30 protein-coding genes and 1 riboswitch are annotated in these 26,044 nt (G+C 61.0%); of the genes, 11 read left to right on the top strand and 19 right to left on the bottom strand.

Annotated elements, in window-relative coordinates:
* Positions 1 to 14: 14 nt before the first annotated feature.
* The 11 genes from AC1RMX_RS26320 to AC1RMX_RS26370 all read right to left on the bottom strand — a co-directional run bounded on the left by AC1RMX_RS26320 (position 15) and on the right by AC1RMX_RS26370 (position 9,680).
* Positions 15 to 506: a DUF2878 domain-containing protein gene (locus AC1RMX_RS26320; protein WP_493073507.1), complete on the bottom strand. Its 492-nt coding sequence runs from the start codon at positions 504 to 506 to the stop codon at positions 15 to 17.
* Complete coding sequence (locus AC1RMX_RS26325) at positions 499 to 1,773, bottom strand: class I SAM-dependent methyltransferase (protein ID WP_493073508.1); 1,275 nt, start codon at positions 1,771 to 1,773, stop codon at positions 499 to 501. The genes AC1RMX_RS26320 and AC1RMX_RS26325 overlap by 8 nt, the downstream gene beginning before the upstream one ends.
* On the bottom strand, positions 1,760 to 2,575 hold the full coding sequence (locus AC1RMX_RS26330; protein WP_493073509.1) for a DUF1365 domain-containing protein: 816 nt from the start codon (positions 2,573 to 2,575) through the stop codon (positions 1,760 to 1,762). Before AC1RMX_RS26330 ends, AC1RMX_RS26325 begins: the two co-directional genes overlap by 14 nt.
* Positions 2,572 to 3,819: an NAD(P)/FAD-dependent oxidoreductase gene (locus AC1RMX_RS26335; RefSeq protein ID WP_493073510.1), complete on the bottom strand. Its 1,248-nt coding sequence runs from the start codon at positions 3,817 to 3,819 to the stop codon at positions 2,572 to 2,574. Before AC1RMX_RS26335 ends, AC1RMX_RS26330 begins: the two co-directional genes overlap by 4 nt.
* On the bottom strand, positions 3,816 to 4,598 hold the full coding sequence (locus tag AC1RMX_RS26340) for an SDR family NAD(P)-dependent oxidoreductase (protein WP_096822753.1): 783 nt from the start codon (positions 4,596 to 4,598) through the stop codon (positions 3,816 to 3,818). Before AC1RMX_RS26340 ends, AC1RMX_RS26335 begins: the two co-directional genes overlap by 4 nt.
* Positions 4,595 to 5,017: a nuclear transport factor 2 family protein gene (locus tag AC1RMX_RS26345; RefSeq protein ID WP_096822755.1), complete on the bottom strand. Its 423-nt coding sequence runs from the start codon at positions 5,015 to 5,017 to the stop codon at positions 4,595 to 4,597. The genes AC1RMX_RS26340 and AC1RMX_RS26345 overlap by 4 nt, the downstream gene beginning before the upstream one ends.
* Positions 5,010 to 6,455 carry a deoxyribodipyrimidine photo-lyase gene (phrB, locus tag AC1RMX_RS26350; RefSeq protein WP_493073536.1) on the bottom strand — a complete coding sequence of 482 codons (1,446 nt, stop codon included), beginning with the start codon at positions 6,453 to 6,455 and terminating at the stop codon, positions 5,010 to 5,012. Before phrB ends, AC1RMX_RS26345 begins: the two co-directional genes overlap by 8 nt.
* 20 nt (positions 6,456 to 6,475) lie before the next feature.
* Positions 6,476 to 7,417 (bottom strand): MerR family transcriptional regulator, encoded by a 942-nt coding sequence (locus tag AC1RMX_RS26355; RefSeq protein ID WP_493073512.1) that lies wholly within the window; start codon positions 7,415 to 7,417, stop codon positions 6,476 to 6,478.
* Entirely contained in the window at positions 7,417 to 8,370 is a 954-nt protein-coding gene (locus AC1RMX_RS26360) for a YbgA family protein (RefSeq protein WP_096822759.1), read from the bottom strand. Before AC1RMX_RS26360 ends, AC1RMX_RS26355 begins: the two co-directional genes overlap by 1 nt.
* 111 nt (positions 8,371 to 8,481) lie before the next feature.
* The gene (locus AC1RMX_RS26365) at positions 8,482 to 8,697 is read right to left on the bottom strand and encodes a TIGR02450 family Trp-rich protein (RefSeq protein WP_096822761.1); all 216 of its coding nucleotides are present in this window, start codon (positions 8,695 to 8,697) and stop codon (positions 8,482 to 8,484) included.
* Entirely contained in the window at positions 8,694 to 9,680 is a 987-nt protein-coding gene (locus tag AC1RMX_RS26370) for an NAD(P)/FAD-dependent oxidoreductase (protein WP_096822763.1), read from the bottom strand. Before AC1RMX_RS26370 ends, AC1RMX_RS26365 begins: the two co-directional genes overlap by 4 nt.
* A 197-nt stretch (positions 9,681 to 9,877) precedes the next feature.
* Here AC1RMX_RS26370 and AC1RMX_RS26375 point away from each other — a divergent pair, with 197 nt between their 5' ends.
* Together AC1RMX_RS26375 and hemH are read left to right on the top strand one after the other, a co-directional pair.
* Positions 9,878 to 10,780, top strand: coding sequence for a TIGR01777 family oxidoreductase (locus AC1RMX_RS26375; RefSeq protein WP_493073513.1), 903 nt, complete (start codon positions 9,878 to 9,880; stop codon positions 10,778 to 10,780).
* Positions 10,781 to 10,793: 13 nt separating this feature from the next.
* On the top strand, positions 10,794 to 11,816 hold the full coding sequence (gene hemH / locus AC1RMX_RS26380) for a ferrochelatase (RefSeq protein ID WP_096822767.1): 1,023 nt from the start codon (positions 10,794 to 10,796) through the stop codon (positions 11,814 to 11,816).
* A gap of 47 nt (positions 11,817 to 11,863) precedes the next feature.
* On the opposite strand, the gene AC1RMX_RS26385 is transcribed toward hemH, so the two are convergent.
* Entirely contained in the window at positions 11,864 to 13,138 is a 1,275-nt protein-coding gene (locus AC1RMX_RS26385; RefSeq protein WP_096822768.1) for a uracil-xanthine permease family protein, read from the bottom strand.
* Positions 13,139 to 13,140: 2 nt separating this feature from the next.
* Positions 13,141 to 13,779 (bottom strand): uracil phosphoribosyltransferase, encoded by a 639-nt coding sequence (gene upp, locus AC1RMX_RS26390; RefSeq protein ID WP_007951682.1) that lies wholly within the window; start codon positions 13,777 to 13,779, stop codon positions 13,141 to 13,143.
* A gap of 165 nt (positions 13,780 to 13,944) precedes the next feature.
* On the opposite strand from upp, the gene AC1RMX_RS26395 reads away from it, so the two are divergent.
* From AC1RMX_RS26395 to AC1RMX_RS26405, 3 genes are all read left to right on the top strand, one after another.
* Positions 13,945 to 14,502 carry a hypoxanthine-guanine phosphoribosyltransferase gene (locus tag AC1RMX_RS26395; protein ID WP_493073514.1) on the top strand — a complete coding sequence of 186 codons (558 nt, stop codon included), beginning with the start codon at positions 13,945 to 13,947 and terminating at the stop codon, positions 14,500 to 14,502.
* Between the two features lie 88 nt (positions 14,503 to 14,590).
* Entirely contained in the window at positions 14,591 to 15,070 is a 480-nt protein-coding gene (locus tag AC1RMX_RS26400) for a hypothetical protein (RefSeq protein ID WP_102621231.1), read from the top strand.
* A 63-nt stretch (positions 15,071 to 15,133) separates the two neighbouring features.
* Complete coding sequence (locus AC1RMX_RS26405; RefSeq protein WP_007951679.1) at positions 15,134 to 15,421, top strand: PA4642 family protein; 288 nt, start codon at positions 15,134 to 15,136, stop codon at positions 15,419 to 15,421.
* 75 nt (positions 15,422 to 15,496) lie between these two features.
* On the opposite strand, the gene mqo is transcribed toward AC1RMX_RS26405, so the two are convergent.
* Positions 15,497 to 17,005: a malate dehydrogenase (quinone) gene (gene mqo / locus AC1RMX_RS26410; protein ID WP_096822772.1), complete on the bottom strand. Its 1,509-nt coding sequence runs from the start codon at positions 17,003 to 17,005 to the stop codon at positions 15,497 to 15,499.
* Positions 17,006 to 17,742: 737 nt separating this feature from the next.
* Positions 17,743 to 17,976 carry a hypothetical protein gene (locus AC1RMX_RS26415; protein WP_096822773.1) on the bottom strand — a complete coding sequence of 78 codons (234 nt, stop codon included), beginning with the start codon at positions 17,974 to 17,976 and terminating at the stop codon, positions 17,743 to 17,745.
* Positions 17,977 to 18,167: 191 nt separating this feature from the next.
* Between AC1RMX_RS26415 and AC1RMX_RS26420 the strand changes: the two genes are divergently transcribed.
* Positions 18,168 to 18,752: a YajG family lipoprotein gene (locus AC1RMX_RS26420; protein ID WP_096822774.1), complete on the top strand. Its 585-nt coding sequence runs from the start codon at positions 18,168 to 18,170 to the stop codon at positions 18,750 to 18,752.
* Between the two features lie 57 nt (positions 18,753 to 18,809).
* Here the strand turns inward: AC1RMX_RS26420 and AC1RMX_RS26425 are convergent, their stop codons facing one another.
* Positions 18,810 to 19,016, bottom strand: coding sequence for a hypothetical protein (locus AC1RMX_RS26425; RefSeq protein WP_039766399.1), 207 nt, complete (start codon positions 19,014 to 19,016; stop codon positions 18,810 to 18,812).
* A 193-nt stretch (positions 19,017 to 19,209) separates the two neighbouring features.
* Here AC1RMX_RS26425 and AC1RMX_RS26430 point away from each other — a divergent pair, with 193 nt between their 5' ends.
* Positions 19,210 to 19,488: a hypothetical protein gene (locus tag AC1RMX_RS26430; RefSeq protein ID WP_096822775.1), complete on the top strand. Its 279-nt coding sequence runs from the start codon at positions 19,210 to 19,212 to the stop codon at positions 19,486 to 19,488.
* Between the two features lie 49 nt (positions 19,489 to 19,537).
* On the opposite strand, the gene AC1RMX_RS26435 is transcribed toward AC1RMX_RS26430, so the two are convergent.
* Positions 19,538 to 20,701, bottom strand: coding sequence for a 1-acyl-sn-glycerol-3-phosphate acyltransferase (locus AC1RMX_RS26435; protein WP_176504904.1), 1,164 nt, complete (start codon positions 20,699 to 20,701; stop codon positions 19,538 to 19,540).
* A gap of 142 nt (positions 20,702 to 20,843) precedes the next feature.
* On the opposite strand from AC1RMX_RS26435, the gene AC1RMX_RS26440 reads away from it, so the two are divergent.
* The 3 genes from AC1RMX_RS26440 to AC1RMX_RS26450 are packed head-to-tail and all read left to right on the top strand — an operon-like array spanning position 20,844 to position 21,956.
* Entirely contained in the window at positions 20,844 to 21,026 is a 183-nt protein-coding gene (locus AC1RMX_RS26440) for a CPXCG motif-containing cysteine-rich protein (protein ID WP_096822777.1), read from the top strand.
* A gap of 9 nt (positions 21,027 to 21,035) precedes the next feature.
* Positions 21,036 to 21,296 (top strand): putative signal transducing protein, encoded by a 261-nt coding sequence (locus AC1RMX_RS26445; protein ID WP_085709319.1) that lies wholly within the window; start codon positions 21,036 to 21,038, stop codon positions 21,294 to 21,296.
* Positions 21,297 to 21,332: 36 nt separating this feature from the next.
* Complete coding sequence (locus tag AC1RMX_RS26450) at positions 21,333 to 21,956, top strand: SOS response-associated peptidase (protein ID WP_493073517.1); 624 nt, start codon at positions 21,333 to 21,335, stop codon at positions 21,954 to 21,956.
* 4 nt (positions 21,957 to 21,960) lie between these two features.
* Here the strand turns inward: AC1RMX_RS26450 and AC1RMX_RS26455 are convergent, their stop codons facing one another.
* Positions 21,961 to 24,102 (bottom strand): methyl-accepting chemotaxis protein, encoded by a 2,142-nt coding sequence (locus AC1RMX_RS26455; protein WP_096822779.1) that lies wholly within the window; start codon positions 24,100 to 24,102, stop codon positions 21,961 to 21,963.
* Between the two features lie 263 nt (positions 24,103 to 24,365).
* Between AC1RMX_RS26455 and AC1RMX_RS26460 the strand changes: the two genes are divergently transcribed.
* Positions 24,366 to 25,184 carry a M48 family metallopeptidase gene (locus AC1RMX_RS26460; RefSeq protein WP_096822780.1) on the top strand — a complete coding sequence of 273 codons (819 nt, stop codon included), beginning with the start codon at positions 24,366 to 24,368 and terminating at the stop codon, positions 25,182 to 25,184.
* Between the two features lie 44 nt (positions 25,185 to 25,228).
* On the opposite strand, the gene AC1RMX_RS26465 is transcribed toward AC1RMX_RS26460, so the two are convergent.
* Positions 25,229 to 25,813, bottom strand: coding sequence for a TMEM165/GDT1 family protein (locus AC1RMX_RS26465; RefSeq protein WP_096822781.1), 585 nt, complete (start codon positions 25,811 to 25,813; stop codon positions 25,229 to 25,231).
* 87 nt (positions 25,814 to 25,900) lie between these two features.
* Positions 25,901 to 26,025: riboswitch (yybP-ykoY riboswitch) on the bottom strand.
* Positions 26,026 to 26,044 lie beyond the last annotated feature (19 nt).

Genomic DNA, 26,044 nt, shown 5'->3' on the forward strand with positions numbered 1-26,044 from the left:
GCCCTGACAGACGATCAGTCTTCCAGACGCCCGGACAGTTGGTGCAGCAACGGAAACAGCAGCGCCCACAACAGACCGATGCCGATCAAGGTCGGTAACTCGCCGTAGGGAAATTGCACCCCGGCCAGTCGTCCACCGGCGCAATACGACAACGCGCCACCGACGGCTCCGAGCAGAGCCGCCAGCCACCATGGCCGGGCGCTCCATTGCAGGCAATGGCGTAACGTCGTGGCGAGCAGTGCCCACAACAACATCAGCCACAGCGGAATCAGCGGCGACAGATCCTTGAACTCGAACACCCCGAGGCCGCGCAAGCCACTGTCCACGGCCGTACCCAGAATCACCACGCTGAGAATCAGTCGGCCCTCCGCCGCCCAACTGCTGATCCAGCGCAGATGAATCACCAGCACCGCCAGCGCCACCAGCAACCACAGGCTGTTGCCGCCGAGCACGCAGGCCAGCCAGCCAATCTGGAACAGAACGGCGTTGGCGATCCGCTCAAGCATCGAAGCGCCCGAGCAGCGGTGCCGGCATGGCCGCCGGTTTGGCCAACAGCAATTGCGCGGTGCCGATGGTGCGTTCGAGGAAGCCGCCCTCGCAGTAGCACAGATAAAACTCCCACAGCCGCAGGAAATAATCGTCGTAGCCCAATTCGCTCAGGCGGCCGTGGGCATGGCGAAAGTTCTCATGCCACAGGCGCAGGGTCCGGGCGTAGTGCAGGCCGAAATCTTCCATGTGCAGCAGGTTCATGTCGGTGTCGCGGCTGACGATTTCGAGCATCTTCTGCACACAGGGCAGGGCGCCGCCGGGGAAGATGTAACGCTGGATGAAATCCACGCCGCGTTTCGCCTGCTCGTAACGCTGGTCCCGAATGGTAATTGCTTGCAGCAGCATCAGGCCGTTGCTCTTGAGCAGGTGCGCGCATTGCTTGAAGTAGGTCGGCAGGAAGCGATGGCCGACCGCTTCGATCATCTCGATCGATACCAGTTTGTCGTACTGGCCGGTGAGGTCGCGGTAGTCCTTGAGCAGCAGCGTCACTCGATCCTGCAAGCCGAGGCTTTCGATGCGCCGGGCCGTGAACGCGTATTGCTCTTTGGACAGCGTGGTCGTGGTGACTTTGCAGCCATAGTGCTGCGCGGCATACAGCGCCATGCTGCCCCAGCCGGTGCCGATTTCCAGCAGGTGGTCGCCGGGTTCGAGCGCGAGCTTCTGGCAGATCCGCTCCAGTTTGTTCAGCTGCGCCTGTTCCAGGCTGTCGTCGGGGCGCAGGAACTGCGCCGCCGAGTACATCATGGTCGGGTCGAGAAACTGCTCGAACAGATCGTTGCCGAGGTCGTAGTGCGCGGCGATGTTTTTCTGCGAGCCCTTGCGTGTGTTGCGGTTAAGCCAGTGCAGCCCGCGCACCAGCGGCCGGCCGATTTTCGCCAGTCCGCCCTCCATGCCATCGAGCACCTCAAGGTTGCTGACGAAGACCCGCACTACCGCCGTAAGGTCCGGCGAACTCCAGTAACCATGAATGAAGGCTTCACCCGCACCGATCGAACCGTTGCCCGCGACCATGCCCCACGCCGCCGCATCAAGGACATGAATCTCGCCCAGCAACGCACTGCCCGGCGTGCCGAAGACCTGGCGTTCTCCGTCCTCGATCACCACCAGTTGCCCATGCTTGAGCTGTGCGAGCTGACGAAGAACACCGCGGCGCAGCAGCGAACCGGTGATGCCGTGCGTACTGAACGGGATGGCGGCTCTGGCCGAAACACTAGAGGATTTCATGGCGGTGCTCCTCGGGAGACGCAGTGGCGGTTCGAAAGCTGTCGTCGGCCGTCCGATGGGGAAACAGCGGGGTGCGCTTGAGCAGCAATCGCAGGGCCTGCCAATAGATCGCCAGCGCGGTCTTGGCGGTCATCCAGGGAAAGCGCCACAGATGCCGGTGCAGGTTGCGTCGATCAAGGGCTTCGCGTTTCAGGTTGAGCGTGGCGTCGAACAGTTTTTGCTCGCCTTGCCAGTCGGCCATGTGCACGCCCAGGGTTTGCGCGGCGGGGCTGAAGCTCATGCGGTATTCCAGATCCGGCGGCAGGAAAGGCGAAACGTGAAACGCCTTGGCCACGGCGAAATGCTGGTGGAAGTCGCGTACGTTGGTCGGCGCTTGAGCCGGGAGCACATAGTGATAGCGCTCGCGCCACGGCGTGTTGCTGACTTCGCAGAGAATCGCCGCCAGTTGCCCGTCGGCCTCGTGGCAGTAAAAGAAACTCACCGGGTTGAATGCCAGGCCCCAGCTGCGGGGCTGAGTGAGCAGGCAGATCGAGCCCTGCGGCTCGTGACCAAGGGCCTCACCGACCAGCAGGCGCACGGCATCGATCAGCCGCACACCACGACCGGTGAAGGTCTTGAGGTAGTCGGTCTCGCGAAACGAAAACGGGGCAAACCGGCTCGCGCCTGCCAAGGGCGAAAGGCTCAGCACGGCGTCCTGTTCGGCCAGGTCGAGATAGATCAGGCCGATCCGGTAGCGGAATTCATGACGGCGCGGAGCGAATCGCCGATGGGCGATCCAGCCACTGTAAAGTGCGCTGTTCACAGGCTTTCTCCGAACGCGGCGGCCACGCGTAAAGCGCTGACCACGCCGTCTTCATGAAAACCATTGGCCCAGTACGCGCCGCAATAATGGGTGTGTTGTGCTCCGTCGAGTTCGGCCCAGCGCTGTTGTGCCGCCACCGCTGCGAGGCTGAATTGCGGATGGGCATAGGTGAAACGGGCAAGCACTTTGGACGGGCTGATGCCGGCGCTCTGGTTGAGGCTGACGCAGAACGTGGTGTCGCTCTGGATGCCTTGCAGGATATTCATGTCGTAAGTGACGGCCGCCTGGGTATGGCCGGCCCCGCCGAGGCGATAGTTCCAGCTGGCCCAGGCCCGTTTGCGCGTCGGCAGCAGGCGGGTGTCGGTGTGCAGCACCACTTCGTTGTCGGCGTAGGGCAGGGCACCGAGAATCTCCCGCTCGGCACTGCCGGGATTGGCCAGCAGACGCAATGCCTGATCGCTGTGGCAGGCCAGCACGACTTTGTCGAAGTGTTCGATGTCGGCGGGGCTGTGGATAACCACGCCGTGTTCGTTGCGATCGATCCGGTTTACCGGACAGTTCACGCGGATCCGTTCTTTGAAAGACTCGGTCAGCGGCGCGATGTAAGCACTCGAGCCGCCCTCGATCACTCGCCATTGCGGACGATTGCTGACCGACAACAAACCGTGGTTCTCGAAGAACCGCACGAAGAACTGCAACGGAAAATTCAGCATCTGGGCCATGGGCATCGACCAGATCGCCGCGCCCATCGGCACGATGTAATGCAGGATGAAGCGCTCGCCGTAACCGCCGGCCTTGAGGTAATCATCCAGCGTGGTGTCAGTGGTTATCCGCTGTTCGGCGAGGTCGCGCCGGGCTTCCTTATTGAAGCGCAGGATGTCGCGCAGCATGCCCCAGAACCCCGGCGACAACAGATTGCTGCGTTGGGCGAACAGGCTGTCGAGGTTGTTGCCGTTGTATTCCAGGCCGGTGTCGGGGTCGGTCACCGAAAAGCTCATCTCGGTGGCCTTGGCGGTTACGCCCAACTGGCCGAGCAAGCGAATGAAGTTCGGGTACGTCCAGTCGTTGAACACGATGAACCCGGTGTCCACTGCGTAATCACGCCCATCCAGCGTCACTTTTACTGTGTGCGTATGGCCGCCGACCCAGTCGCCGGCCTCGAACACCGTCACGTCATGCCGGCGATTGAGCAGGTAGGCGCAGGTCAGGCCTGCGATCCCGCTGCCGACAATGGCGATGTTCACGTCAGATCCCTGAGCGGCGGGCTGCGCCGCACCATGCGTTTGCCAATCGCCAGTTGTACCCGCGCCGGCATTTTCGACAATGGCCAGAGCGCAGCCATGAACAGCGCCGGAAAGGCTATCTCCAGAGGCCGCTCCTTGAGTCTGCCAAAGATGTGACTCGCCGCTTTTTCCGCAGGCCAGCTCAATGGCATCGGGAAATCGTTTTTGGCGGTCAATGGTGTTTCGACAAAGCCCGGGCTGATGACCGTGACTTCAATGCCTTCGTCCGCCAGATCGATGCGCAACGACTCGAACAGATACCGCAACCCGGCCTTCGATGCGCCATAAGCTTCGGCCCGAGGCAATGGCACATAAGTGACGGAGCTGGCCATGCCCACAAGATGCGGCGCGGTCCCTTTGCGCAGCAAGGGCAGGGCGGCTTCGATGCAGTAGCTGCTGGCGAGCAGGTTGGTGCGCACCACGTGCTCGATGATCGAGGCGTCGAACTGCTGGGCATCGACGTACTCGCAGGTGCCGGCGTTGAGAATCACGCTGTCCAACGCCCCCCAGTCCATCGCGATCTGTTCACCGATTTCCCGCACGGTCTGGCTGTTGGTCAAATCCCCCGGCAGCACCAGCACTTGGCCCGGATAGCGTTGCGACAGCGCTTTGAGTGGTGTGACCTGACGGGAACTGACCGCCAGGTGTGCACCGGTTTTCAGAATTTCTTCCGCCAGTGCTGCGCCGATGCCACTGCTGGCGCCGGTCAGCCAATAACGGCGTGGCGTTGAACGACTCATCCCAGTCTCCTTTTCAGCCAGGCAATCACCCGGCCCAATACAGGTAGATGTTCATAAAGCAGCGCCCCGGCATCGAAGTAATCCCGGTGGCGATAAACCTTGTCGCGCCAGAGCAGGTGCGAGCAGCCCGTGACGCGAATCAATCGCCCGCCCGCCAGACGCGGGTGGCGGTAACTCATGACCCAGCGCAGGTAACCTTCGCAGTCGCCGATCTGGTCGAAACCGTGGAAGTCGAACCGCAGCTCGCTGACATTGGCGTAGAGCTCGCTGAAGTAGCTGCGCAATTGCGTCAGCCCCTGCACCTCGTGCAAGGGATCGGTGAAATGAATGTCCTCGCTGTAGAGCGCGTCCAGGCTGTGCAGGTTGTCTTTGTTCAACTGCGCAAACTGGCGGGCGAAGCGGCGCAGGAATTCACTCATGCCCGCCTCCGGCCGTCTGACGTGACGGCAGGTTCTTGAACGCGCTCAGCGCCCGCTCCCGCGAGGTGCTCAGGTTGACGATTGGCGACGGGTAGTCCGCCACCCCGAACAGCCCGCCAGCGCTCGCCGGGTTGTGCACTTCCTTCTTGTTCAGTCCGGCCAGTTCAGGCAGCCAGTGTTTGATGAACAGGCCTTCGCTGTCGAATTTTTCCGACTGGCTGACCGGGTTGAAAATCCGGAAGTACGGCGCTGCATCGGTGCCGGTTGAAGCGCTCCACTGCCAGCCGCCGTTGTTCGCCGCCAGATCGCCGTCGATCAGGTGGCGCATGAAAAAACGCTCGCCTTCACGCCAGTCGATCAGCAGGTTCTTGGTCAGGAACATCGCCACCACCATCCGCAGGCGATTGTGCATCCAGCCGGTTTCGAGCAATTGGCGCATGGCCGCGTCGATGATCGGCAGGCCGGTGCGCGCCTCCTGCCAGGCCGCCAGTTCCTGCGGCGCATCGCGCCAGGCCAGGGCTTCGGTTTCTGGGCGGAACGCGCGATGCCGGGACACCCGCGGGTAACCCACCAGAATGTGTTTGTAGAACTCGCGCCACAGCAATTCGTTGATCCAGGTAACGGCGCCGACTTTGCCGCTTTCGAATTCGCCCTGATTGGTTTGCAGCGCGGCATGCAGGCATTGGCGCGGCGAAATCACACCGGCGGCGAGATAGGCCGAGAGTTGGCTGGTGCCAGGCTTGGCCGGGAAGTCGCGTTCGCTTTTGTAATAGTCGATCTGCACGTCGGCGAAGGTGTCGAGGCGTCGTTGAGCCTCGGTTTCACCAGCGGGCCACAGGTTGCGCAGGGCTTGGCCGGGTGTCGGGAAACCGTCGATGGACTCAGGCACCGGGTCGCTGTCGATGTGCAGCGGGGCCTGCGCGGACGGAGCATTAATCAGCGGCGGCATCGAGCCATGCAAACGTTCGTAGCAGACTTTGCGGAACTGGCTGAACACCTGAAAGTAGGTGCCGGTCTTGGTCAACACACTGCCCGGTTTGAACAGCAATTGATCGAGGTAGCTGTGAAACGTGATGCCTTCGGCTTGCAACGCCTGCTCAACCGCTGCATCGCGGCGGCTTTCGTGAATGCCATATTCCTCGTTGACGTGAACGGCCTCGACCTTCCATTGCCGGCACAGCTCAAGCAGCACCGCTGGCGCCTGATCCCAGCGCGGGGCGCTGCGGATCAACAACGGGATGTTCAGTGCTGCGAGGCTTTTGCTCAGCTCCCGCAGGTTGCGCAGCCAGAAATCGATCTTGCACGGAGCGTCGTCATGTTTCTGCCATTGCTCGGGGCTCAACAGGTACACGGCCACGGTCGGGCCACGCTCGGCGGCGGCCGTCAGGGCGGTGTTGTCATGTTGGCGCAGGTCGCTGCGCAGCCAGATCAATTGCATGGTGTTCTCGACAGTCTTCATCAAATCAACTCTCGCTCTATCAGCACCTGATGCGCCGCCAGAGGATCTTCGGCCAGGTACAGATCAGCGATCTCGGAGGTTCTTACGGACAACTCGGCGTGGTGGATGCACACCGTTGGTCCGGCAATCATTTTCAGGCAGCTGACGCCATTCAACAGCTTCGGCAACTGCGCAAGGTTCATGGCTTTGCTGGAATACAGCAGTACGCCACGGGCTTGCAGATGATCGACTGCCAACGCCAGTTCCCCGGCCGGCAGCGGCCAGTCAAACACCTGCACCGGGCAATCGGCGCTGCTGATCAGCCAGGCGCAGAGCCACAGGTGCGGCTCCAGCAGTAAGTCCGAATGATTGACCAGCAGCAGTGGCGCACCGCGCAACTGACGGTTGTTATGGTAGATGCGTGCGCCAAATTTGCTACGCAGCCAGGCGTGAAAGAACACCCGCTCCATCTGCGCACCGAACTGGCCCTGCCAGCGCTGTTCGAGTTCCGCCAGCAACGGCATCAGCAATTGCTCGCACAGGGTTCGCGGCGGGTACAACGCCATGGCCTGGTTGACGCTGTCGTCGAGGCTGCGTTCGTTCAATTGGATGACCGCCTGCAGTGCGGCTTGATGCAACGGCTGCCATTCGTTTTCCAGCGGCTCGTTGAAGGCTTGCGGTGTGTCGAGCAGCGGTTTGACCTGACTGACCGCAACACCCCGGTTGAGCCAGGTGAGGATGGTCTGGATGCGCTGCACGTGTTCGGCCGAATACAAACGATGACCTTTAGGCGTGCGCTGGGGCACGATCAATCCGTAACGGCGTTCCCAGGCGCGCAGGGTGATCGCGTTGACGCCGGTCTGGCGCGCGACCTCGCGGATCGGCAGCCAGCCGTCGTCGAGGGCTTTCTTGAAGTCGGCGCCGAGGTCTTCGCGGGCGCTGCTGTCGGGTGAGTCGTTCATCAAATGGCGTTTCGCAGGCTGAGGTTTTCCGGGTGCGGTTGCAGGTAAACCTGTTGCGCGATGTACGGATCGGGGTGTTGACGAAAGTGATGCTTGAGCAGCGTCAGCGGCACCACCAGCGGCACGATGCCGTGGCGGTACTGGCCAATGACGTGCTGCATTTCCTGTTTGTCTTCGGCGCTGATGGCCCGTTTCAGGTAACCGCAGATGTGCTGCAACACGTTGCTGTGGGTGCGGCGTGTGGCGCAGGTGGTCAGCGCTGCCATCAACTGGCTGAAGTAGCGCGGGCCGAGCTCCACCGGATCGATCCGGCCCATGTTGCCCAGCAGATTGCCCAGCGCCTTGTATTGCACCGGGTTATGGGCCATCAGCAGGTACTTGTAGCGGGAATGGAAGTCGGTCAGGGCGCGGCGGCTCAAGCCGTGTTCGAGCACCTGCTGCCAGTCGCTGTAGGCGAACACTCGGGTAATGAAATTTTCCCGCAGGACCGGATCGTTCAATCGTCCGGCTTCCTCCACCGGTAGATCTGGGTGCCGGGCACAGAAGGCCTGGGCGTAGATCCCGCGCCCGCTGCCGATCGGCGCGCCGTTGTGGTGATAGACCTTGACCCGCTCCAGCCCGCAGGACGGCGATTGCTGCATGAAGATGTAGCCGCAGATGTCATCGAGTTCGGTGGCCATTTTCTGGCCATAAGCGGACAGCGCATCGGTGACGTCTGTCTCGCGATGAACAGTGCCGAGGGCTTGTGGATGATCCGGGTCGCCGACCAGACGAATCGGCTCGCGGGGAATTCCCAGGCCAATCGCGACTTCCGGGCAGACCGGGACGAACTGGAAATACTCAGTGAGGGTGCGGGTGCACAGCCGCGATTCCTTGTGCCCGCCGTTGTAGCGCACTTCGGCTCCCATCAGGCAGGCGCTGATGGCGATCTTGGGTGGGGACGGTTCGGACATGGAGGCACCTCGAATCTGAATTTGTACAAAATAATTATTCTGTACAACATTCCTTCAGCATAGATTCAAGGGTGTACAAGTCAATTTATTTGTACAGGATTTTGGCGAGAACTAGAGCCAGCCCATTTTCCAGTGCGCATCGTCCTGCAATGCGTGCCAGTCCAACTGCGTGCTGTGTCGGGTCAACACAGCGTGTAATTCAATCTCCAGCACCGTGCCATCCTCGTCGCAGAATAGTCTGGTTATCAGAAAATGCTTTTCACGGTTTTGCGGGAGGGCTGCTGTCCATTTCGACAGCAGCAGTTTGCGCGGATTGAAGCGGTTCACTGCAGGTGTTCGTGCAGGCGACGTGCAGCTTCCTGACCGCTGAGCCACGCGCCTTCGACCCGGCCCGACAGGCACCAGTCGCCGCATGCATACAGCCCCAGATCGGCATCCGCCAGCGTGCCCCATTCATGGCTGGTGGATGGGCGGGCATAGAGCCAGCGGTGGGCGAGACTGAAGGTGGGCGCGGGCATGGCGCTGTGCAGCAATTCGGCGAAGGCACCGTGCAATTGCTCGATCACGGCTTCCTTGGGCAGATCGATATGCTGCCGGCTCCAGGCACTGGTGGCGTGCAGGACCCAAGTGTCGAGGGTGTTGTCGCGCCCCGGTTTACTGCGGTTGCGGGCCAGCCAGTCCAGGGCGCTGTCCTGTACGAAGCAGCCTTCGATGGGTGTATCCAGTGGCGTGTCGAAGGCGAGGGCGACGGCCCAGGTCGGGTCCATCTTCACGCCTGCAGCAGCCCCGGCGAGTTTCGGCGCAGCGGCCAGCAACGCGGTGGCCTGTGGGGCCGGGGTGGCGATCACCACATGGCTGAACGGCCCGTGGGTGAAGCCTTCGGCATCTTGCAGGTGCCAGTGTTCTTCGCCGCGATAGACCTCGGTGATCCGGCAGGCGAAGTGCACTTCCAGGCCGTCGAGCAAGCCACGGGTGATGGCGCTCATGCGCGGTGTGCCGACCCAGCGGGTCTGCTCGTCCGGCGACAGGTTCAGTTGCCCGCCATGATAGGTGTAGAGCTGCGGCGTCCACTCGGCGACCCAGCCCTGGCTTTGCCAGCGCTGGACCTCGGTGACGAAGCGTCGGTCGCGGGCGGTGAAATACTGCGCGCCCATGTCCAGCGAGCCGGCGTCACTGCGCTTGCTCGACATGCGCCCGCCGCTGCCACGGCTTTTATCGAACAACTGAACGCTGTGCCCGGCCTCTGTCAGGGCCTGGGCGGCGGAGAGTCCGGCGATGCCGGTGCCAATGATTGCGATAGGTACAGTCATAGGGGCCTCGTTTACCTTTCTGTACAGACTACGCCGTGGATGAAACCTGTACAATTTTGTTTTTTGGTATAACTTCCAGCGTTTTCGTTCTGACAGCTTGGCCTATTGTTAAACAATAGAGCCTGCCCGATAGAAAAGATCCCTGCTTATAAAAATAGACTAGGGATCGGGGTAAAACGCCACGCGAGGAAGATGTCATGCACATATTGCTGACCGGCGGTACTGGATTGATCGGACGTCAGCTCTGCCTGCACTGGTTGGGGCAGGGACATCGCTTGACCGTGCTGAGTCGTCGCGCGGAAAAAGTCGCGAAAATCTGTGGAGCGCCAGTGCGTGGCATTGCGCGTCTGGAGGACTTTGGCGACGAGCCGGTCGACGTGATCGTCAACCTCGCCGGCGCGCCGATTGCCGACCGGCCGTGGACCCATCGGCGTAAAGCCGTGTTGTGGAGCAGTCGCATCACGCTCACCGAAACGTTGCTGACGTGGCTGGAAAATCGCGGGCAGAAACCGTCACTGCTGATCTCGGGCTCGGCGGTGGGTTGGTACGGTGACGGCGGCGAGCGCGAGTTGACCGAAGATTCGCCACCGGTGATCGACGATTTCGCCAGTCAGTTGTGCATTGCCTGGGAAGAAACCGCGCAACGCGCCGAAGCGATGGACATTCGCGTGGTGATGGTGCGGACCGGGCTGGTGCTGTCGGCCGAGGGCGGTTTTTTGTCGCGCCTGTTGTTGCCGTTCAAACTTGGACTGGGCGGGCCTTTGGGCAATGGTCGGCAGTGGATGTCGTGGATTCATATCGACGATCAAATCGCCCTGATTGATTTTCTTCTGCACCGCAATCAGGCCAGCGGTCCTTATAATGCGTGCGCACCGAAACCTGTGCGCAATCGCGAATTCGCCAAGACGCTGGGCAGCGTGCTGCATCGCCCGGCGTTCATGCCGATGCCGGCCCTCGCCTTGAAGGTCGGGCTCGGCGAGATGTCATTGCTGTTGCTGGGTGGCCAACGGGCCACACCGGCACGCTTGCTGGAAGCCGGATTCAGTTTCCGCTTCACGGATTTACGCGCGGCCCTGGACGATCTCTCCAGCCGCCTCTGAAATAGGACGTTGCATGACCGATCACGCCTTGCTTCTGGTCAACCTGGGTTCGCCGGCCTCCACTTCGGTGGCCGACGTGCGCAGCTACCTCAATCAATTTCTGATGGACCCGTACGTGATCGACCTGCCGTGGCCGGTGCGGCGTCTGTTGGTGTCGCTGATCCTGATCAAGCGCCCCGAGCAGTCGGCCCATGCCTACGCCTCGATCTGGTGGGATGAAGGCTCGCCGCTGGTGGTGCTCAGCCGTCGCCTGCAACAGCAGATGAAGGCGCAGTGGACCCACGGCCCGGTGGAACTGGCCATGCGTTACGGCGAGCCATCGATTGAGACAAGCCTGTTGAAGCTGGTCGCAGCGGGGCACAAGCGCATTACTCTCGCGCCGCTTTATCCACAGTTCGCCGACAGCACCACGACCACCGTGATCGAAGAAGCCAAGCGGGTTGTGCGCGAGAAGAAACTCGATGTGCAACTGTCGGTATTGCAGCCGTTCTACGATCAGCCGGAATACCTTGATGCGCTGGCGGAGAGTGCCCGACCGCACTTGCAGCAGGATTACGATCACCTGCTGCTGAGCTTCCATGGTTTGCCGGAGCGGCACCTGAAAAAACTCAATCCGGGGCACAGTTTCGAGGGCGGCGGCGATTGCTGCGCCGGTGCACCACCGGAGGTGGTTGCCACCTGCTATCGCGGCCAGTGCCTGCGCACGGCGGCCGAGTTTGCCAAGCGCATGGGCATCCCGGACGGTAAATGGTCGGTGTCGTTTCAGTCGCGGCTGGGCCGGGCGAAATGGATCGAACCCTACACCGAAGCGCGGCTGGATGAGTTGGCCAAGAGCGGCGTGAAGAAGATTCTGGTGATGTGCCCGGCGTTTGTCGCCGATTGCATCGAGACCCTGGAAGAGATCGGCGATCGCGGCAAGGAACAGTTCCGCGAGGCGGGAGGGGAGGAGTTGGTGCTGGTGCCGTGCCTGAACGATGACCCGCAATGGGCAAAGGCATTGGCGACGCTTTGTGAGCGGGCGCCACTGGCTCTCTGAAAACATGGTCGTTCCCACGCAACGTGGGAACGACCAACGCTCAAGGCTTAGAGCAGCGGCTCATCCGCCTTCTTGTGTTTCCAGCTGTCGTTGCCCGGCAGGATCAGGTTCAGCGCAATCGCCACCACCGCGCACAGCGCGATGCCTTTGAGGCCGAAGTCATCCGGACCGGTGCCGGTGCCGACCAGCACACCGCCAATCCCGAACACCAGCGTGACGGAAACGATCACCAGATTGCGCGCCTCGCCCAGATCGATCTTGTGACGGATCAGGGTGTTCATCCCCACCGCCGCGATCGAACCGAACAACAGGCACAGAATCCCGCCCATCACCGGCACCGGAATGCTTTGCAACAGGGCACCGAACTTGCCGATGAACGCCAGGCTGATGGCGAAGATCGCCGCCCAGGTCATGATTTTCGGGTTGTAGTTCTTGGTCAGCATCACCGCGCCAGTCACTTCGGCGTAGGTGGTGTTGGGCGGACCGCCGAACAGGCCGGCGGCCGTGGTGGCGATACCGTCACCCAGCAGGGTGCGATGCAGGCCCGGTTTCTTCAGGTAGTCGCGACCGGTCACGCTGCCGACGGCAATCACGCCGCCGATGTGCTCGATGGCCGGGGCCAGCGCCACCGGGACGATGAACAGGATCGCCTGCCAGTTGAACTCGGGCGCAGTGAAGTGAGGGATCGCAAACCACGGGGCTGCCGCAATCTTCGCGGTGTCGACGACACCGAAATAGAAGGACATGGCGAAACCCACCAGCACGCCGGAAATGATCGGTACCAAGCGGAAGATGCCTTTGCCGAACACCGCCACGATCAACGTGGTCAGCAATGCCGGCATCGAGATCATCATCGCGGTCTGGTAATGGATCAGCTCCGAACCGTCACCGGCCTTGCCCATCGCCATGTTCGCGGCAATCGGCGCCATGGCCAGGCCAATGGAAATGATCACCGGACCGATCACCACCGGCGGCAGCAGACGGTCGATGAACCCGGTGCCTTTGATCTTCACGGCCAGGCCAAGGAAGGTGTAGACGAAACCGGCCGCCATCACGCCGCCCATGGTCGCGGCGAGGCCGAACTGGCCCTTGGCGAGAATGATCGGGGTGATGAAGGCAAAGCTCGACGCCAGGAACACCGGCACCTGACGCCCGGTGACGATCTGGAACAGAATCGTCCCAAGACCTGCGGTAAACAGTGCCACGTTCGGGTCAAGGCCCGTGATCAGCGGCATCAGCACCAGGGCGCCGAAAGCCACGAACAGCATCTGTGCGCCGGACAGCACCGTGCGCCAGAGCGGATCGTTGAACTCTTGCTGCATGGTTACGCGTCCTTCTGCTTGGTGCCGAAGATCTTGTCACCGGCATCGCCAAGCCCAGGAATGATGTAACCGTGCTCGTTGAGTTTCTGATCGATGGACGCGGTGTAGATGATCACGTCCGGGTGAGCTTTCTCGACAGCGGCAATGCCTTCCGGCGCGGCAACCAGCACCATCGCGCGGATGTCCTTGCAACCGGCCTTCTTCAGCAGGTCGATGGTTGCAACCATGGAACTGCCGGTGGCGAGCATCGGGTCGATGATCATGGCCAGGCGTTCGTCGATTTCCGGAACCAGTTTTTCCAGATAAGTGTGGGCCTGCAGGGTTTCTTCGTTACGGGCAACGCCGACGGCGCTGACCTTGGCGCCCGGGATCAGGCTCAGCACGCCTTCGAGCATGCCGATGCCGGCACGCAGGATCGGCACGACGGTAATCTTCTTGCCGGCGATTTTCTCGACCGACACAGTGCCGCACCAACCTTCGATATCGTAGGTTTCCAGCGGCAGGTCTTTGGTAGCTTCATAGGTCAACAGGGCACCGACTTCCTGAGCGAGCTCACGGAAATTCTTGGTGCTGATGTCTGCACGGCGCATAAGGCCAAGTTTGTGACGGATCAGCGGATGGCGGATCTCTTGGATGGACATGGGGAAAGGCTCCGGCGGCGGGCAAAAAAACCGGCCTAGATTAATCTATCCGAGGGTGATGTCCTATAGGACATACAGTACGTTAGTCCACAAATGCTTGATTCGGCCGTGCGGGATGCGTACCTTTGCCCGCTTTTCCGAAACAGACCCCCCTTGGAGAGCGCCATGTCCGCTGATCTCGAGCATATCCGTCAAATCATGCGAGAGGCTGACTGCCTGTACACCGAAGCTGAAGTCGAGGCTGCCATTGCCCGCGTCGGTGCACAAATCAACGAACAACTGGCCGAGAGCAACCCGGTGGTGTTCTGTGTGATGAACGGCGGGCTGATTTTCTCCGGCAAGCTGCTGACCCATCTGCAGTTCCCGCTGGAAGCGTCCTACCTGCACGCCACCCGCTATCGCAACGAAACCAGCGGCGGCGACCTGTTCTGGAAAGCCAAACCTGAAGTCTCGTTCATCGACCGCGACGTGCTGATCATCGACGACATCCTCGACGAAGGTCACACCCTGGGCGCCATCATCGACTTCTGCAAACACGCTGGCGCGCGCAAAGTGCACACCGCCGTGCTGATCGACAAGGACCACGACCGCAAGGCCCGTCCTGACCTGAAAGCAGACTTCGTCGGTCTGCCATGCATCGACCGTTACATCTTCGGTTACGGCATGGACTACAAAGGCTACTGGCGCAACGCCAACGGGATCTTCGCCGTCAAAGGCATGTAAGAGCCCCTTGAAAGATCGCAGCCCAAGGCTGCGATCTTTTGCTTTTAAAGACTGCTAAAGTGCTCGGCCCCGCCCTCCGGAGCCTGTCATGAGCCTCTTGATCCGCAGCTGCGCCGCCCTGTTGCTGACCCTCAGCCTGCCCCTGGCCGCCGCCCCGATGCACAGCCAATTCCTGCCGCCCGACGACCTCACTCTGCGCGATGCCGAACCCGAGCAGCAGCAACTGTTGCAGGTCACCGACTATTCCGTGGTGGTCGGTGCCCAGCGTCAGTCCAATCAGCAGCCGATTCCGGTCACGTCGCCGTTGATGATCCGCCTCAAGGGCAAGTCGCTGAACAAGGGCGCGACGATCAACCAGGTACTGGTCAGTTTTGACGGCGAAAGCAAAAGCCTGAAAAAGCCGGTGTATGACGACAAGAGCAAGACCCTGACGCTCTTCTATCCGTTGGCCCAGTACCGGGTGGTGATCGATCTGTTGCGCAACGAAACGGTGTACTGCCAGTTCCTGACCTACGCCAACGGCCACATCTGGGCCGATCTGCACACCGGCAGCACGCGTGCGCGTTGAGCCCTGTGCCCGGGCGGGGGTAAACTGCCCGCCCCGTGAAATGTCTGCGAGCTGGAGTCGGCAATGCGTAAAGATAAGAAGCAAGTGATTGGTGACGAGATCGGCGATGAGCAGATCAAGCTGTTCCTCGATTTTGAGCCGGTCGACGCCACCTCGCCGTCGCTGCACAAACTGGTCAAGGCCTACCGTGGCCTGCGCATCGACGATTTCGAGCGCTTCCTGACCTTCTTCGTTGCCGCCGGTTATGACGTGGACGGTAAAGACGAGCACGGCAAGACCTTCGTCGACCAGATCCGCGATCAACGCAACGCACCGGAATACATCGAGCTGATCGAGAAGGCCCGCGGCTGATTGCCCGCGGTTTTCCCGAGGCATAAAAAAACGCCCCGCACTCACTGAGTGCGGGGCGTTTTTCATGGAGCCGAATCAGGCGTAGCTTTCGGTCTCGTTACTGGCTGCAACCAGTTCCAGCGCGACGTTGTTGTGCGCGTTGATCTTGCGATACAGCGCAGCGTCGGTTTCCAGGACCTTTTCACGGGCCGGGAAGATTTCCGCCAGTTTGGCAGCCCACTCACCCTTGGCCTTGGCCGGGAAGCATTTCTCGATCAGTTCCAGCATGATCGAAACGGTCACCGAAGCACCTGGCGAAGCGCCGAGCAGGGCGGCGAGGGAGCCGTCCTTCGCGGCCACCAGTTCGGTACCGAACTGCAGGATGCCGCCTTTTTTCGGGTCTTTCTTGATGATCTGCACCCGTTGGCCGGCCACTTCCAGGCGCCAGTCTTCGGCTTTCGCCTCGGGGTAGAAACGACGCAGGGATTCCAGACGCTGTTCCATCGACTGCATCACTTCGCTGACCAGGTACTTGGTCAGGTCCATGTTGTTCTTCGCCACGGCCAGCATCGGGCCGATGTTGCCGGCGCGAACCGACAGCGGCAGGTCCATGAAGGAGCCGTGCTTGAGGAACTTGGTGGTGAAACCGGCGTATGGCCCGAACAGCAGGGACTTCTTGCCATCGACCACGCGGGTGTCCAGGTGCGGCACCGACATCGGTGGCGAACCTACCGCAGCCTGGCTGTAGACCTTGGCCTGGTGATGCTTGACCACTTCCGGGTTGTCGCAACGCAGCCACTGGCCGCTGATCGGGAAGCCACCGAAGCCTTTGCTTTCTTCGATGCCCGAGGCTTGCAGCAGCGGCAGGGCCGCGCCACCGGCGCCAAGGAAAACGAATTTGGCGTCGACTTCGCGGCTGCTGCCACTGTTGACGTCCTTGATGCTGACGGTCCAACCGTTGCCGTTACGCTTCAGCCCGGTCACGCGCTTGCAGTACTTGACCTGGGCATCCGGTGCGCTGGTCAGGTGCTTGAGCAACTGATTGGTCAGCGCGCCGAAGTTGACGTCGGTGCCATTGATCACGCGAGTGGCGGCGAGCACCTGGTCTTTCGGACGGCCCGGCATCATCAATGGCATCCACTCGGCCATCTTCGCCTTGTCTTCGGTGTATTCCATGTCGGCGAAGGCGTGGTGCTTGTGCAGCACGTTGAAGCGTTCCTTGAGGAATGAAACGCCTTTTTCGCCTTCGACGTAGCTCAGGTGCGGCACCGGGCTGATGAAGGATTTGCACGAGCCGAACGTGCCTTTCCTGGTCAGGTACGACCAGAACTGCTTCGACACCTCGAACTGGGTGTTGATGTGCACGGCTTTCTTGATGTCGACGGTGCCGTCGGCAGCCTGCGGCGTGTAGTTCAGCTCGCACAGGCCGGCGTGGCCGGTACCGGCGTTGTTCCACGGGTTGGAACTCTCCGCGGCACCGGAATCCATCAGCTCGACGACTTCCAGCTTGATCGCCGGGTCGAGCTCTTTGAGCAGGACTGCAAGGGTGGCACTCATGATGCCGGCCCCAACCAGAACTACGTCGACTGCTTCGTTATGCGCCATTTAACGCGTCTCCAAAATCTGCAGCACCAAATTGTCGGCATGGCTGCCAGGTATCCGGGGCAGGTCAGTGGCGCCCCAGGAACCCATGGCCAGGTTTGCCATGTCCGAATCTTCGCAATTTTTCGCAACTTCGACGGATGCGTGCGGCCTGGCTTCAAGAGTCACATGAACTCATTTCAGCACGGGGCTGGCAATTCGACTTATGGTCGAGACATCCGTTTGTGCAACCAAATCCGTAGCGGACAGGCTTCAGGCTCCGGTATTCGAGGCGTACCCGTTCCTGTGTCGTTGGGCTGTTTCAGACGCTAATGGTGCATGTTCAGACGCAAAACTATTCATTTGCTCGCCACACTCTTGTGAAGTTGTGAAAACCCGTTTTTTTCACGCTCTTTTGAAGACGTGAACCTCAAAAAAGGGCTGTCCGGGCCAGGCACCGTGCCCGGAAGGATTGCCGCCACGCGATACATGGGCAGGCAAAACGGGCAAACAACTCAGTGACCGAGCGTCATGACAGCTCTGCAGATTCGCGAAAAGCGGGGATTTGCCAGGGAAACAGCAAGCACGCCAGCTTCACTCGATCTGTGTGGGCGGCTCTCTGTGGGCGATTTTGATGCCAATGCAAGCGCATTGACGCTGTTGCGGGGCCCGATCAGGAGACGTCCTTATAATCGGGGGGAGATTGTATCGAAGAAATGCGGGGAGTTGGTCGAGTTTAATGACTTTTATTAGGCATCCGGTCAGATGCTCAACATCGCCTGGGCGCGTGCGCGAGGGCGGTGCTGTTCGACCCGGGCGCTGGCAGGCAGAGGCTGGTGCAACCAGTTGAGGCGGATTTCCTCGATTTCGACCCAACCGTCACCCATTGGCTGCAGGCTGCACTGTTTGAAAGCCTGGCAATGGCCTTTGTGGTCGAGCAGGGCGAAGCTGCGGTGCAGCGGACGTGGAGCGAACAACGAGATCAGATAGCGCATGGTGTGTGTTCCTTCTGGAGATCTGTGACGAAGATTGTCAAAAGACCGTGAAGCGAACATGTAAGGGCGGTGAACAATCTGTGACAGGAACCGCGTGCGCCGGGGTTTGTCAGAGATTTCAGTGCTGGTGACCCGCTGTGGCCCACCGCTATACTGCGGGCCTGTCTGTGCCTGATTCTGGAGAGAAGAGCATGTTGCAACGCCTGTTGTTCGGTTTGATCACTGTGACCAGTTTGACCCTGGTTGGCTGCGCCCACAGCCCGCAACAACTGAGCCCGGAACCGAAGCTGACCACTCAGCTGGCACCGGTCGGCCACGGCCAGCCTGTCGTGGTCCGCGTGGTCGACGGTCGTCCGTCGCCAACCCTGGGCACCCGCGGTGGCCTGTACCCGGAAACCAGCGCCATCACCGTACAGCGCGAGCAGATTCTGCCGAAGTTGCAGGCTCAGGCCGAAGCGGCCGTGCGTCTGCTGGGCTTTACCCCGTCCAACGGTGCGATGAATGCTCCACAACTGACCGTGACCCTGACTGAACTGAAATACCAGTCGCCGAAAGAAGGCATGTACGTGACCGAGGCCACCATCGGCGCGACCTTCCGTTCCGATGTGCAGAGCGGCAACCGTCGCTACAGCGGCCGTTACGGCGCGTCGCTGGACCAGCGTTTCGGCATGGCGCCGAATCAGGAAACCAACACCAAACTGGTCAGCGATGTGCTGAGCGATGCGCTGACCCGTCTGTTCAAGGATCCGACCGTGGGTCAGATCCTCGCTGAATAAGGCGTTCGCCAGATGTGAAAAAGCCCGGGGCCAGTGATGGCCCCGGGCTTTTTTCGTTCAGGCGGCTTGCGAATAGAAGTCGAGAACGCTGACGCCGGTCAGCAGGTCGGTCTCGGGCAAGTCCGCATGCTGGTGCCCGCCGAGAGCGCAATACACCAGCCAGTGACGGTCCTGAACATTGAAGGCCAGGCTGCCGACGAGGGTCTGTTGTTCGTCGGACGGGGAGATGAGGTACAGGCGATCCTGGTTTTCAGCGTGAAGCATGTCGCATTCCGTTTACGTTTCGAGGCGCGCAGGGTGGCCGAAACAAATGACGATGCCGTGACACAGGACAGCCATCGGTCGATTGCTGCGTTATTTGTCGTAAAGGGTAGGGCTGCGGGGGAGGGTTTCGGTAGAATCCGCGCCGCGGTCGTCGGTCTGGCGTTCGCCATTCCGGTTTAGATTGAGGTCTGTGATGTCGCTGCACTTGATGACGCTGTTTACCGCCCATCCCGCCAAACTGATCAACCTGCTGGCCCTGCTGTTGGCTTTCCCGGGCAGTTGGCTGCTGCACGCGACCCGTCGCCGTGAACAACGAGCGATGGCCAGTATCGCGGCCCAGCGTCAAAGCCGGCCCGATCAGGAGCCAGTGCTGGATTGGGCGACCCTGCGCATGAATCGCTTCTTCTACCGCTTCGGCTTTGCCTGTCTGGGCCTGGCGTTGCTGGTGTCCTGGATCAGTACCCGCTACTGAACGAAAAACGGCGCCCGAAGGCGCCGTTTTTGTATCCGGCCGAAACCGCTTACAGCGGCAAACCAGCCTTGACCCGGTACTGATTGCGCACCGGCGTCGCATATTGCAGCACCAGATACGGACGGTGCTCCTCAGGGCAGGCGTCCAACCGGTTCTGCCATTCTTCCTGGGCCTTGGCCAGTTCCTCGGCGCCGAACACCTCGGTAGCCTTCGGCACATTCAGTTGCGGATCAGCATCCGCCCACTGCGCGTACGCCAGGTAATGCACCGGGAACAACCGGTAGCCGCCGAGAATCTGCTTGTCCATCTCGACTGCCAATTGCTTGGTGTCTTCGAACAATTCGCTGATCGGCGCGGCAAAGTTCACGTGCACCCGACCCTTGTAGCCGGTGATGCCCTTGGCGATGCTCACGTCATCCTCGCCCGGCGCCTTGCTGTAGGTGCCGGTGGTGGCGCGGATGTACAGCTCACGGGCCTTGGCCTGGTCGCACGGATCGTATTCGTAGCTGATCGACACCGGGGTCAGGTTCAGCGACTGGATGACCTCGCCGAACGGCTCGTCCTTGCGGCTCATGTGGAACATCTTGAGGATCGCCGACTCGGTACGGTCGTCGCCGTCCTTCGCGCGGCCTTCGGCCTGGGCGATCCAGATCGAGGCGCAATCGTTGCGGATCGAGTGGTTGATGTAGGCCGACAGCAGTTGATAAGCGGCCATTTTCTCGCGGCGCCCGGTGATCGAACGGTGAACGATGAAGCTCTTGTTCAAGCGCATCAGGTCGCTGACGAACGGCTTTTGCAGCAGGTTGTCGCCAATTGCGATGCGCGGGGTCGGCAGGCCGGCGTGGTACACCGCATAGTTGACGAAGGCCGGGTCCATCACGATGTCGCGGTGGTTGGCGATGAACAGATAAGCGCTGCCGGACTTGAATTGCTCGACACCGGTGTAGGTCACGCCGTCGGTGGCGCGCTCGATGGTGTGGTCGACGTAGAACTCGACCTTGTCCTGCAAAGTCGCCACCGATGTCACGTCGGCGAACTCACGACGCAGCCGATGGGCTATAAGTGGTTTGAGCATCCAGCCGAAGGCACCGGCGAAACGCGGGAAGCGGAAGTGGGTGAGGATATCTAGAAACGCCTTGTCGCCGAGCAGTCTTGCCAGTACCGCAGGTACTTCGCTGTCGTCGTAAGGTCGGATGGCATCGAATTCGCCCATCATGCTCTCTTGTTGGAAACGGCTAGGGTAAGTAAAGGTTTTGATCGAAAACCAACGGGGCACGGTCTGAAAAAGTAGCCAGACAAAAATAGCCCTGCAAATAGACCGGCGATTATACGCACAAGTCACCCGGGAGACCGCGATGCTGGAAAGCGCAGTATATGAATGTCCGTATTGTGGTGAAGAGGTCGAGACGTCCGTGGATCTGTCGGGGGGCGATCAGACCTATATCGAAGACTGTCAGGTGTGTTGCCGGCCGATCACCTTTGTCCTGCAGGTCGATGGTCAGGACTGGTTTCTGGAAGTCTTCAGCGAAAACGAGTGAGGTGCGCTCATGCAGCGAATCTACGAGCCGGAAAACCTGATGGAGGGCGAGATGCTCAAGGGCATGCTCGCCAGCGAAGGCATCGAGGCGCATCTGGTCGGGCGCGATTTGCTCGGTGGCACGGGCGAGCTGCCGATCTTTGGCCTGCTCGGGCTGTCGGTCGAGAACGATCAGGCCGAATACGCCCGCGAACTGATCAGCGCGTACAATGCCGCGCTGCCGCTGCCCGGCGATGAACCGGAGAGCTTCCCCGGTACGCTGGTCTGTTAGGCTGGCGTTCGTTTTAGTCTTGAGTCGTGCTGCCCCATGTGTGGACGTTATGCCCTGTTTCGCTGGAACCGCGAATTCGCGGCGCTGCCAGGTTTTCCCGCCGATCAGTTGGCGCAGTGGAACATTTCCCCCAACGATTCGGTATTGATACTGCGTGCCGAAGCCGATGGCCAGCGCACGCTGGCCCGCGCCCGTTGGGGGCTGACGCCTCCGTGGCTGACCGATCTGTCGCGTACGCCGGCCCATGCCCGGGCCGAAACCGTCGCCGAACAACCGATGTTCCGCGAAGCCCTGCGCCTGCGCCGTTGCCTGCTGCCGGCCAACGGTTTCTACGAATGGCGCGGCACCACACGCAAGCGCCCGTACTGGCTGACGCCGGGGGAGGGTTCTTCACTGTTTTTTGCGGCGATCTGGGAAGCGTATCCAGTGCAGGAACAGGTGTGGCTGAGTACGGCGGTGATTACACAGCCAGCAGCCAGTCAGCGCCGGCCGTTGATTCTCGATGAAGCGGGGCAGGCGGCATGGCTCGATCCCGAGACGCCGCTGCATGTCCTGCAAGGCCTGCTCGCCAGTGAACCCGCCGCCTTGCGCGAGCGGGTGCTGGCGAACATGGTCAATGATCCGAAGCTCAACGGGCCGGAGTGCCTGACTCCGGCCTGATTGATCAGACCTTGAACTGATTGATCAACCGCCGCTGCTGCTCCGCCAGTTTGGTCAGGTCCGCACTCGCCGAACTCGACTCGTCCGCGCCCCCCGCCACTTCATTCGCCACCTGACCGATGTTGATCACGTTGCGGTTGATGTCGTCGGCCACCGCGCTCTGTTCCTCGGCGGCGCTGGCGATCTGGGTGTTCATGTCGTTGATCACCGACACCGCCTGGGTGATGGTCTCCAGCGCTTCGGCTGCCTTGGCCGCGTGCTGCACGCTTTCGTCGGTGCGGTTCTGGCTGTCTTCCATAACCCGCACTACGTCGCGGGTGCCTTGTTGCAGTTGCTGGATCATGCTCTGGATTTCTTCGGTGGCTTTCTGGGTCTTCTGCGCCAGGTTGCGCACCTCGTCGGCCACCACGGCAAATCCGCGACCCTGCTCACCGGCACGGGCGGCCTCGATGGCCGCGTTGAGGGCCAGCAGGTTGGTCTGCTCGGCGATCCCGCGAATGGCGATGAGGATCGCGTTGATGTTTTCGCTGTCCTTGGCCAGCGTCTGCACCACGTCCACCGCCTTGCTGATTTCCACAGCCAGCACGCCAATCGAATTCGACGTGTCGCGCACGATCTGCATGCCCTGGCTGGCGGCCTGATCGGCATGGCTGGCGGCTTGCGCCGCCTGGGTCGCGTTGCGCGCCACGTCCTGGGCGGTGGCGGTCATTTCCTGCACGGCGGTGGCGACCTGATCAATCTCGGCCATCTGCTTCTGTATGCCGATATTGGTGCGGATCGCAATGTCCGCCGTGTGCTCCGAGGAATCGCTGACACTCTGCACCGACGACACCACCTGCGTGATCATCGCCTGCAGCTTCGCGAGGAAGGTGTTGAAGCCTTTGGCGATTGAGCCGAGTTCGTCTTTGCGATCACTGCTCAAGCGACGGGTCAGGTCGCCTTCGCCCTGGGCGATGTCATCGAGCATGGTCACCATTTGCTTCAGCGGTCGGGCGATGCCGTGGCCCACCAGCCAGATCACCAACAGGCCGAGGCCGGCGATGATCAGGCCGACCATGGCCATGCCGAAGGTGTCGGATTTGCGCTGGGCGTCGAGGTCACCCTGGAGTTTCTGCAGGTCGGCCATCACTGCGTTGAGCGGCAGTTGCAGCATCAGCGTCCAGCGTGCGTCGGTCTGGCCGATGCCGAATGGCAGGTACAGTTCGATCCGGCCCGAATCCTTATTGACGGTGTAGGTCACTTCGCCGCGCTTGAGATTGGCCATGTTGGCAATCTGCTGGGCGTCGAGGATGTCGCTGACCTTCTCGCCGAATTTGCTCGGGTCCTTGGTGTAGGCAACGATCCGGCCGTTGCCGCCGATCAGGGCCATTTGCCCGGCGCCGCTGTACAGTTTCTGGTTCGCGCCCAGGAGCATTTCCTGAATGAAGTTCACCGACAGGTCGGCGCCGACGATGCCCTGGAACGCGCCGTTGAGCATGATCGGTTCAATGAAGGACGCGAGCATGACGATCTTGTCGCCGACCTTGTAGGGCGCCGGATCGATCACGCAGGATTTCCTGGTTTCTTTCGAGCACAGGTAGTACTCGCTGGCGCGCACGCCGGTGGACAGGACTTTCTGGTCGTCGACGTCCACCAGTTTGTCCAGGCCGAGGGTGCCGTCTTCGTTGCGGAACCACCACGGCAGGAAGCGCCCGTTGGCGGCGTCGATGCCGACCACGCTGGTGCCGACGTAAGCCGCGTCATTGTGGTCCAGTGCGTTCTTTTCCCAGCCGATGTAGGTGCCGAGAATCTTCGGGTTTTTCTCGACGTTTTCCTTGATCAGGCTGATCAGTTGCTCGCGGCTGACGGTCAGTCGCGGCTGGCCATCGGCGCCGGGCGTGCCGAGCAGGGCGTTGACCCGCACCAGTCCGCCGGCAATCAGCAGCGGCGCTTCCAGCTCGCGCTGGATCTGGCTGACCTGGGTCTGTGCCAGCGAAGTCAGGCGTTGTTCGATGACTTGTTCGAACTGGGCCTGGGTTCGCTGCTGGACCATCTCTTGAGTGCGGGCGCCGGAAAACAGCGCATACAGCACCAACGCAGCCACCACGCTGAGAACGATGGCGCCGGCCAGGGCCGCCACGGAAAACTGGATCGACTTGAATTTCATGGAAGCTCCGCACGCAAGAGGACATCTGCGCTGCTGTATCGGCAGCCACTATTGCGCCATGAGGCGAAGTGCGAGCAATTGACGGTGGATGTCGCAAATGGATCAGTGCGCGACGCAGTTGCAGAGGGCTTGTCGGTGGATGTGAATTTTTTCCTACAGGGCTGAGGAGTGTCTTCTGAAAACAGGTGCATCACGTCTGTTGTATCTGGCGTCGATACAATTACCCGCCTAGGATACGCGGCATGTTTTCAGGGAGCTTTTGAATGAACAAGACTTTGGTTGTAAGTGCACTGAGCGCGGCGCTGTTGCTGGCCGGTTGTCAGTCGGTCAATACCACCAGCGGCGGTGCCGTGGGCGTGGAACGCAAGCAGTACATGTTCAGCATGCTGTCCTCGCAAGAGGTCGACCAGATGTATGCCCAGTCCTATCAGAAGACCGTTGGCGAGGCGTCCAGCAAAGGTGTGCTGGACAAGACCAGCAACGAAGCCAAGCGGGTTCAGGCGATTGCCAACCGTCTGATCGCCCAGGCGCCGAACTTCCGTCCGGATGCCGCGCAGTGGCAGTGGGAAGTGAACCTGATCAAGAGTGACGAGCTCAACGCCAACTGCGGCCCTGGCGGCAAGATCATTTTCTACACCGGGCTGATCGACAGCCTGAAACTGACCGACGATGAAATCGCCGCGGTCATGGGTCATGAAATCGCCCACGCCCTGCGCGAGCACGGTCGTGAAGCAATGTCCAAGGCCTATGGCATCGAGATGGCCAAGCAAGGCGCCGGTGCGTTGCTCGGTCTGGGTCAGGACAGCCTGGCGCTGGCCGACACCGTGGCCAACTACGGGATGACGCTGCCCAACAGCCGTGCCAACGAAAACGAAGCCGACCTGATCGGCCTGGAACTGGCCGCTCGCGCCGGCTACAACCCGAACGCCGCGATCACCTTGTGGAACAAGATGAGCAAGGCGTCCGAAGGCGCGCCACCAGAGTTCATGAGCACTCACCCGGCATCCTCCAGCCGGATCGCCTCGTTGCAGGCGGCCATTCCGAAGGTCATGCCGCTTTACGAAAAAGCGCCAAAATCCTGAAGCAATGATCGCTCCCGCACTGAGTGTGGGAGCGATCTGCCGGATCAGACCCAGCCGCTGCTCTGCATCGCCTTGTACACCGCGACGATTGCCAGAATCATGAACGCCGAAGCCGCGAGGCGACGGATCAGGGTCAATGGCAATTTGTCTGCGGCAAAGTTACCCGCCAGAACCACCGGTACGTTGGCAATCAACATGCCGAGCGTGGTGCCGATGATCACCAGCCACAGTTCCGGGTATTGCGCGGCCAGCATCACGGTGGCGATCTGGGTCTTGTCGCCGATTTCCGCGAGGAAGAATGCGATCAGGGTGGTCAGGAACGGCCCGAATTTGCGGGCGGTGCTGGCTTCATCGTCGTCCATCTTGTCCGGCACCAGCGTCCACAGGGCGGTGGCGGTGAAGCTCGCGGCGAGAATCCAGTGCAGGACCGCATCGGAGAAGAAGCTGCCGAACCAGGCGCCTACCGCACCGGCTGCCGCGTGGTTGGCCAGGGTCGCAGCGACGATACCGGCAATGATCGGCCAGGGTTTGCGAAAGCGAGCGGCGAGAATCAGCGCGAGCAGTTGCGTCTTGTCGCCGATTTCGGCCAAGGCAACGATTGCGGTGGGAACGAGTAACGAGTCCAGCATCAGGATTTCCTAAGGGGCGGGTCGACACGGCTATGACACGTACAGCCTTCCCGCCCCGGGTAAGGTGTGCGTGTCATAGGTCTTGTCAAACCCTGCGATCCGTCTGATGCGGACGCTTGGGTCGCATACGCCATGATCTGAGGATCAAGTATGTTGACGTATGCCGGACGAGCATGGCGCTCGTGGGAGACTACTCCCCTAGGACGGAGCGGATTCTGCCTAGGCAGAATC

This window comes from Pseudomonas sp. GW822-FHT03F04 (assembly GCF_058801405.1).

Coding starts and splice junctions, on each gene's coding strand:
- AC1RMX_RS26320 (WP_493073507.1), bottom strand. CDS start 506: ATGCTTGAGCGGATCGCCAACGCCGTTCTGTTCCAGATTGGCTGGCTG.
- AC1RMX_RS26325 (WP_493073508.1), bottom strand. CDS start 1,773: ATGAAATCCTCTAGTGTTTCGGCCAGAGCCGCCATCCCGTTCAGTACG.
- AC1RMX_RS26340 (WP_096822753.1), bottom strand. CDS start 4,598: ATGAGTCGTTCAACGCCACGCCGTTATTGGCTGACCGGCGCCAGCAGT.
- AC1RMX_RS26345 (WP_096822755.1), bottom strand. CDS start 5,017: ATGAGTGAATTCCTGCGCCGCTTCGCCCGCCAGTTTGCGCAGTTGAAC.
- phrB (WP_493073536.1), bottom strand. CDS start 6,455: ATGCAATTGATCTGGCTGCGCAGCGACCTGCGCCAACATGACAACACC.
- AC1RMX_RS26355 (WP_493073512.1), bottom strand. CDS start 7,417: ATGAACGACTCACCCGACAGCAGCGCCCGCGAAGACCTCGGCGCCGAC.
- AC1RMX_RS26360 (WP_096822759.1), bottom strand. CDS start 8,370: ATGTCCGAACCGTCCCCACCCAAGATCGCCATCAGCGCCTGCCTGATG.
- AC1RMX_RS26370 (WP_096822763.1), bottom strand. CDS start 9,680: ATGACTGTACCTATCGCAATCATTGGCACCGGCATCGCCGGACTCTCC.
- AC1RMX_RS26375 (WP_493073513.1), top strand. CDS start 9,878: ATGCACATATTGCTGACCGGCGGTACTGGATTGATCGGACGTCAGCTC.
- hemH (WP_096822767.1), top strand. CDS start 10,794: ATGACCGATCACGCCTTGCTTCTGGTCAACCTGGGTTCGCCGGCCTCC.
- AC1RMX_RS26385 (WP_096822768.1), bottom strand. CDS start 13,138: ATGCAGCAAGAGTTCAACGATCCGCTCTGGCGCACGGTGCTGTCCGGC.
- upp (WP_007951682.1), bottom strand. CDS start 13,779: ATGTCCATCCAAGAGATCCGCCATCCGCTGATCCGTCACAAACTTGGC.
- AC1RMX_RS26395 (WP_493073514.1), top strand. CDS start 13,945: ATGTCCGCTGATCTCGAGCATATCCGTCAAATCATGCGAGAGGCTGAC.
- AC1RMX_RS26400 (WP_102621231.1), top strand. CDS start 14,591: ATGAGCCTCTTGATCCGCAGCTGCGCCGCCCTGTTGCTGACCCTCAGC.
- AC1RMX_RS26405 (WP_007951679.1), top strand. CDS start 15,134: ATGCGTAAAGATAAGAAGCAAGTGATTGGTGACGAGATCGGCGATGAG.
- mqo (WP_096822772.1), bottom strand. CDS start 17,005: ATGGCGCATAACGAAGCAGTCGACGTAGTTCTGGTTGGGGCCGGCATC.
- AC1RMX_RS26415 (WP_096822773.1), bottom strand. CDS start 17,976: ATGCGCTATCTGATCTCGTTGTTCGCTCCACGTCCGCTGCACCGCAGC.
- AC1RMX_RS26420 (WP_096822774.1), top strand. CDS start 18,168: ATGTTGCAACGCCTGTTGTTCGGTTTGATCACTGTGACCAGTTTGACC.
- AC1RMX_RS26425 (WP_039766399.1), bottom strand. CDS start 19,016: ATGCTTCACGCTGAAAACCAGGATCGCCTGTACCTCATCTCCCCGTCC.
- AC1RMX_RS26430 (WP_096822775.1), top strand. CDS start 19,210: ATGTCGCTGCACTTGATGACGCTGTTTACCGCCCATCCCGCCAAACTG.
- AC1RMX_RS26435 (WP_176504904.1), bottom strand. CDS start 20,701: ATGGGCGAATTCGATGCCATCCGACCTTACGACGACAGCGAAGTACCT.
- AC1RMX_RS26440 (WP_096822777.1), top strand. CDS start 20,844: ATGCTGGAAAGCGCAGTATATGAATGTCCGTATTGTGGTGAAGAGGTC.
- AC1RMX_RS26445 (WP_085709319.1), top strand. CDS start 21,036: ATGCAGCGAATCTACGAGCCGGAAAACCTGATGGAGGGCGAGATGCTC.
- AC1RMX_RS26450 (WP_493073517.1), top strand. CDS start 21,333: ATGTGTGGACGTTATGCCCTGTTTCGCTGGAACCGCGAATTCGCGGCG.
- AC1RMX_RS26455 (WP_096822779.1), bottom strand. CDS start 24,102: ATGAAATTCAAGTCGATCCAGTTTTCCGTGGCGGCCCTGGCCGGCGCC.
- AC1RMX_RS26460 (WP_096822780.1), top strand. CDS start 24,366: ATGAACAAGACTTTGGTTGTAAGTGCACTGAGCGCGGCGCTGTTGCTG.
- AC1RMX_RS26465 (WP_096822781.1), bottom strand. CDS start 25,813: ATGCTGGACTCGTTACTCGTTCCCACCGCAATCGTTGCCTTGGCCGAA.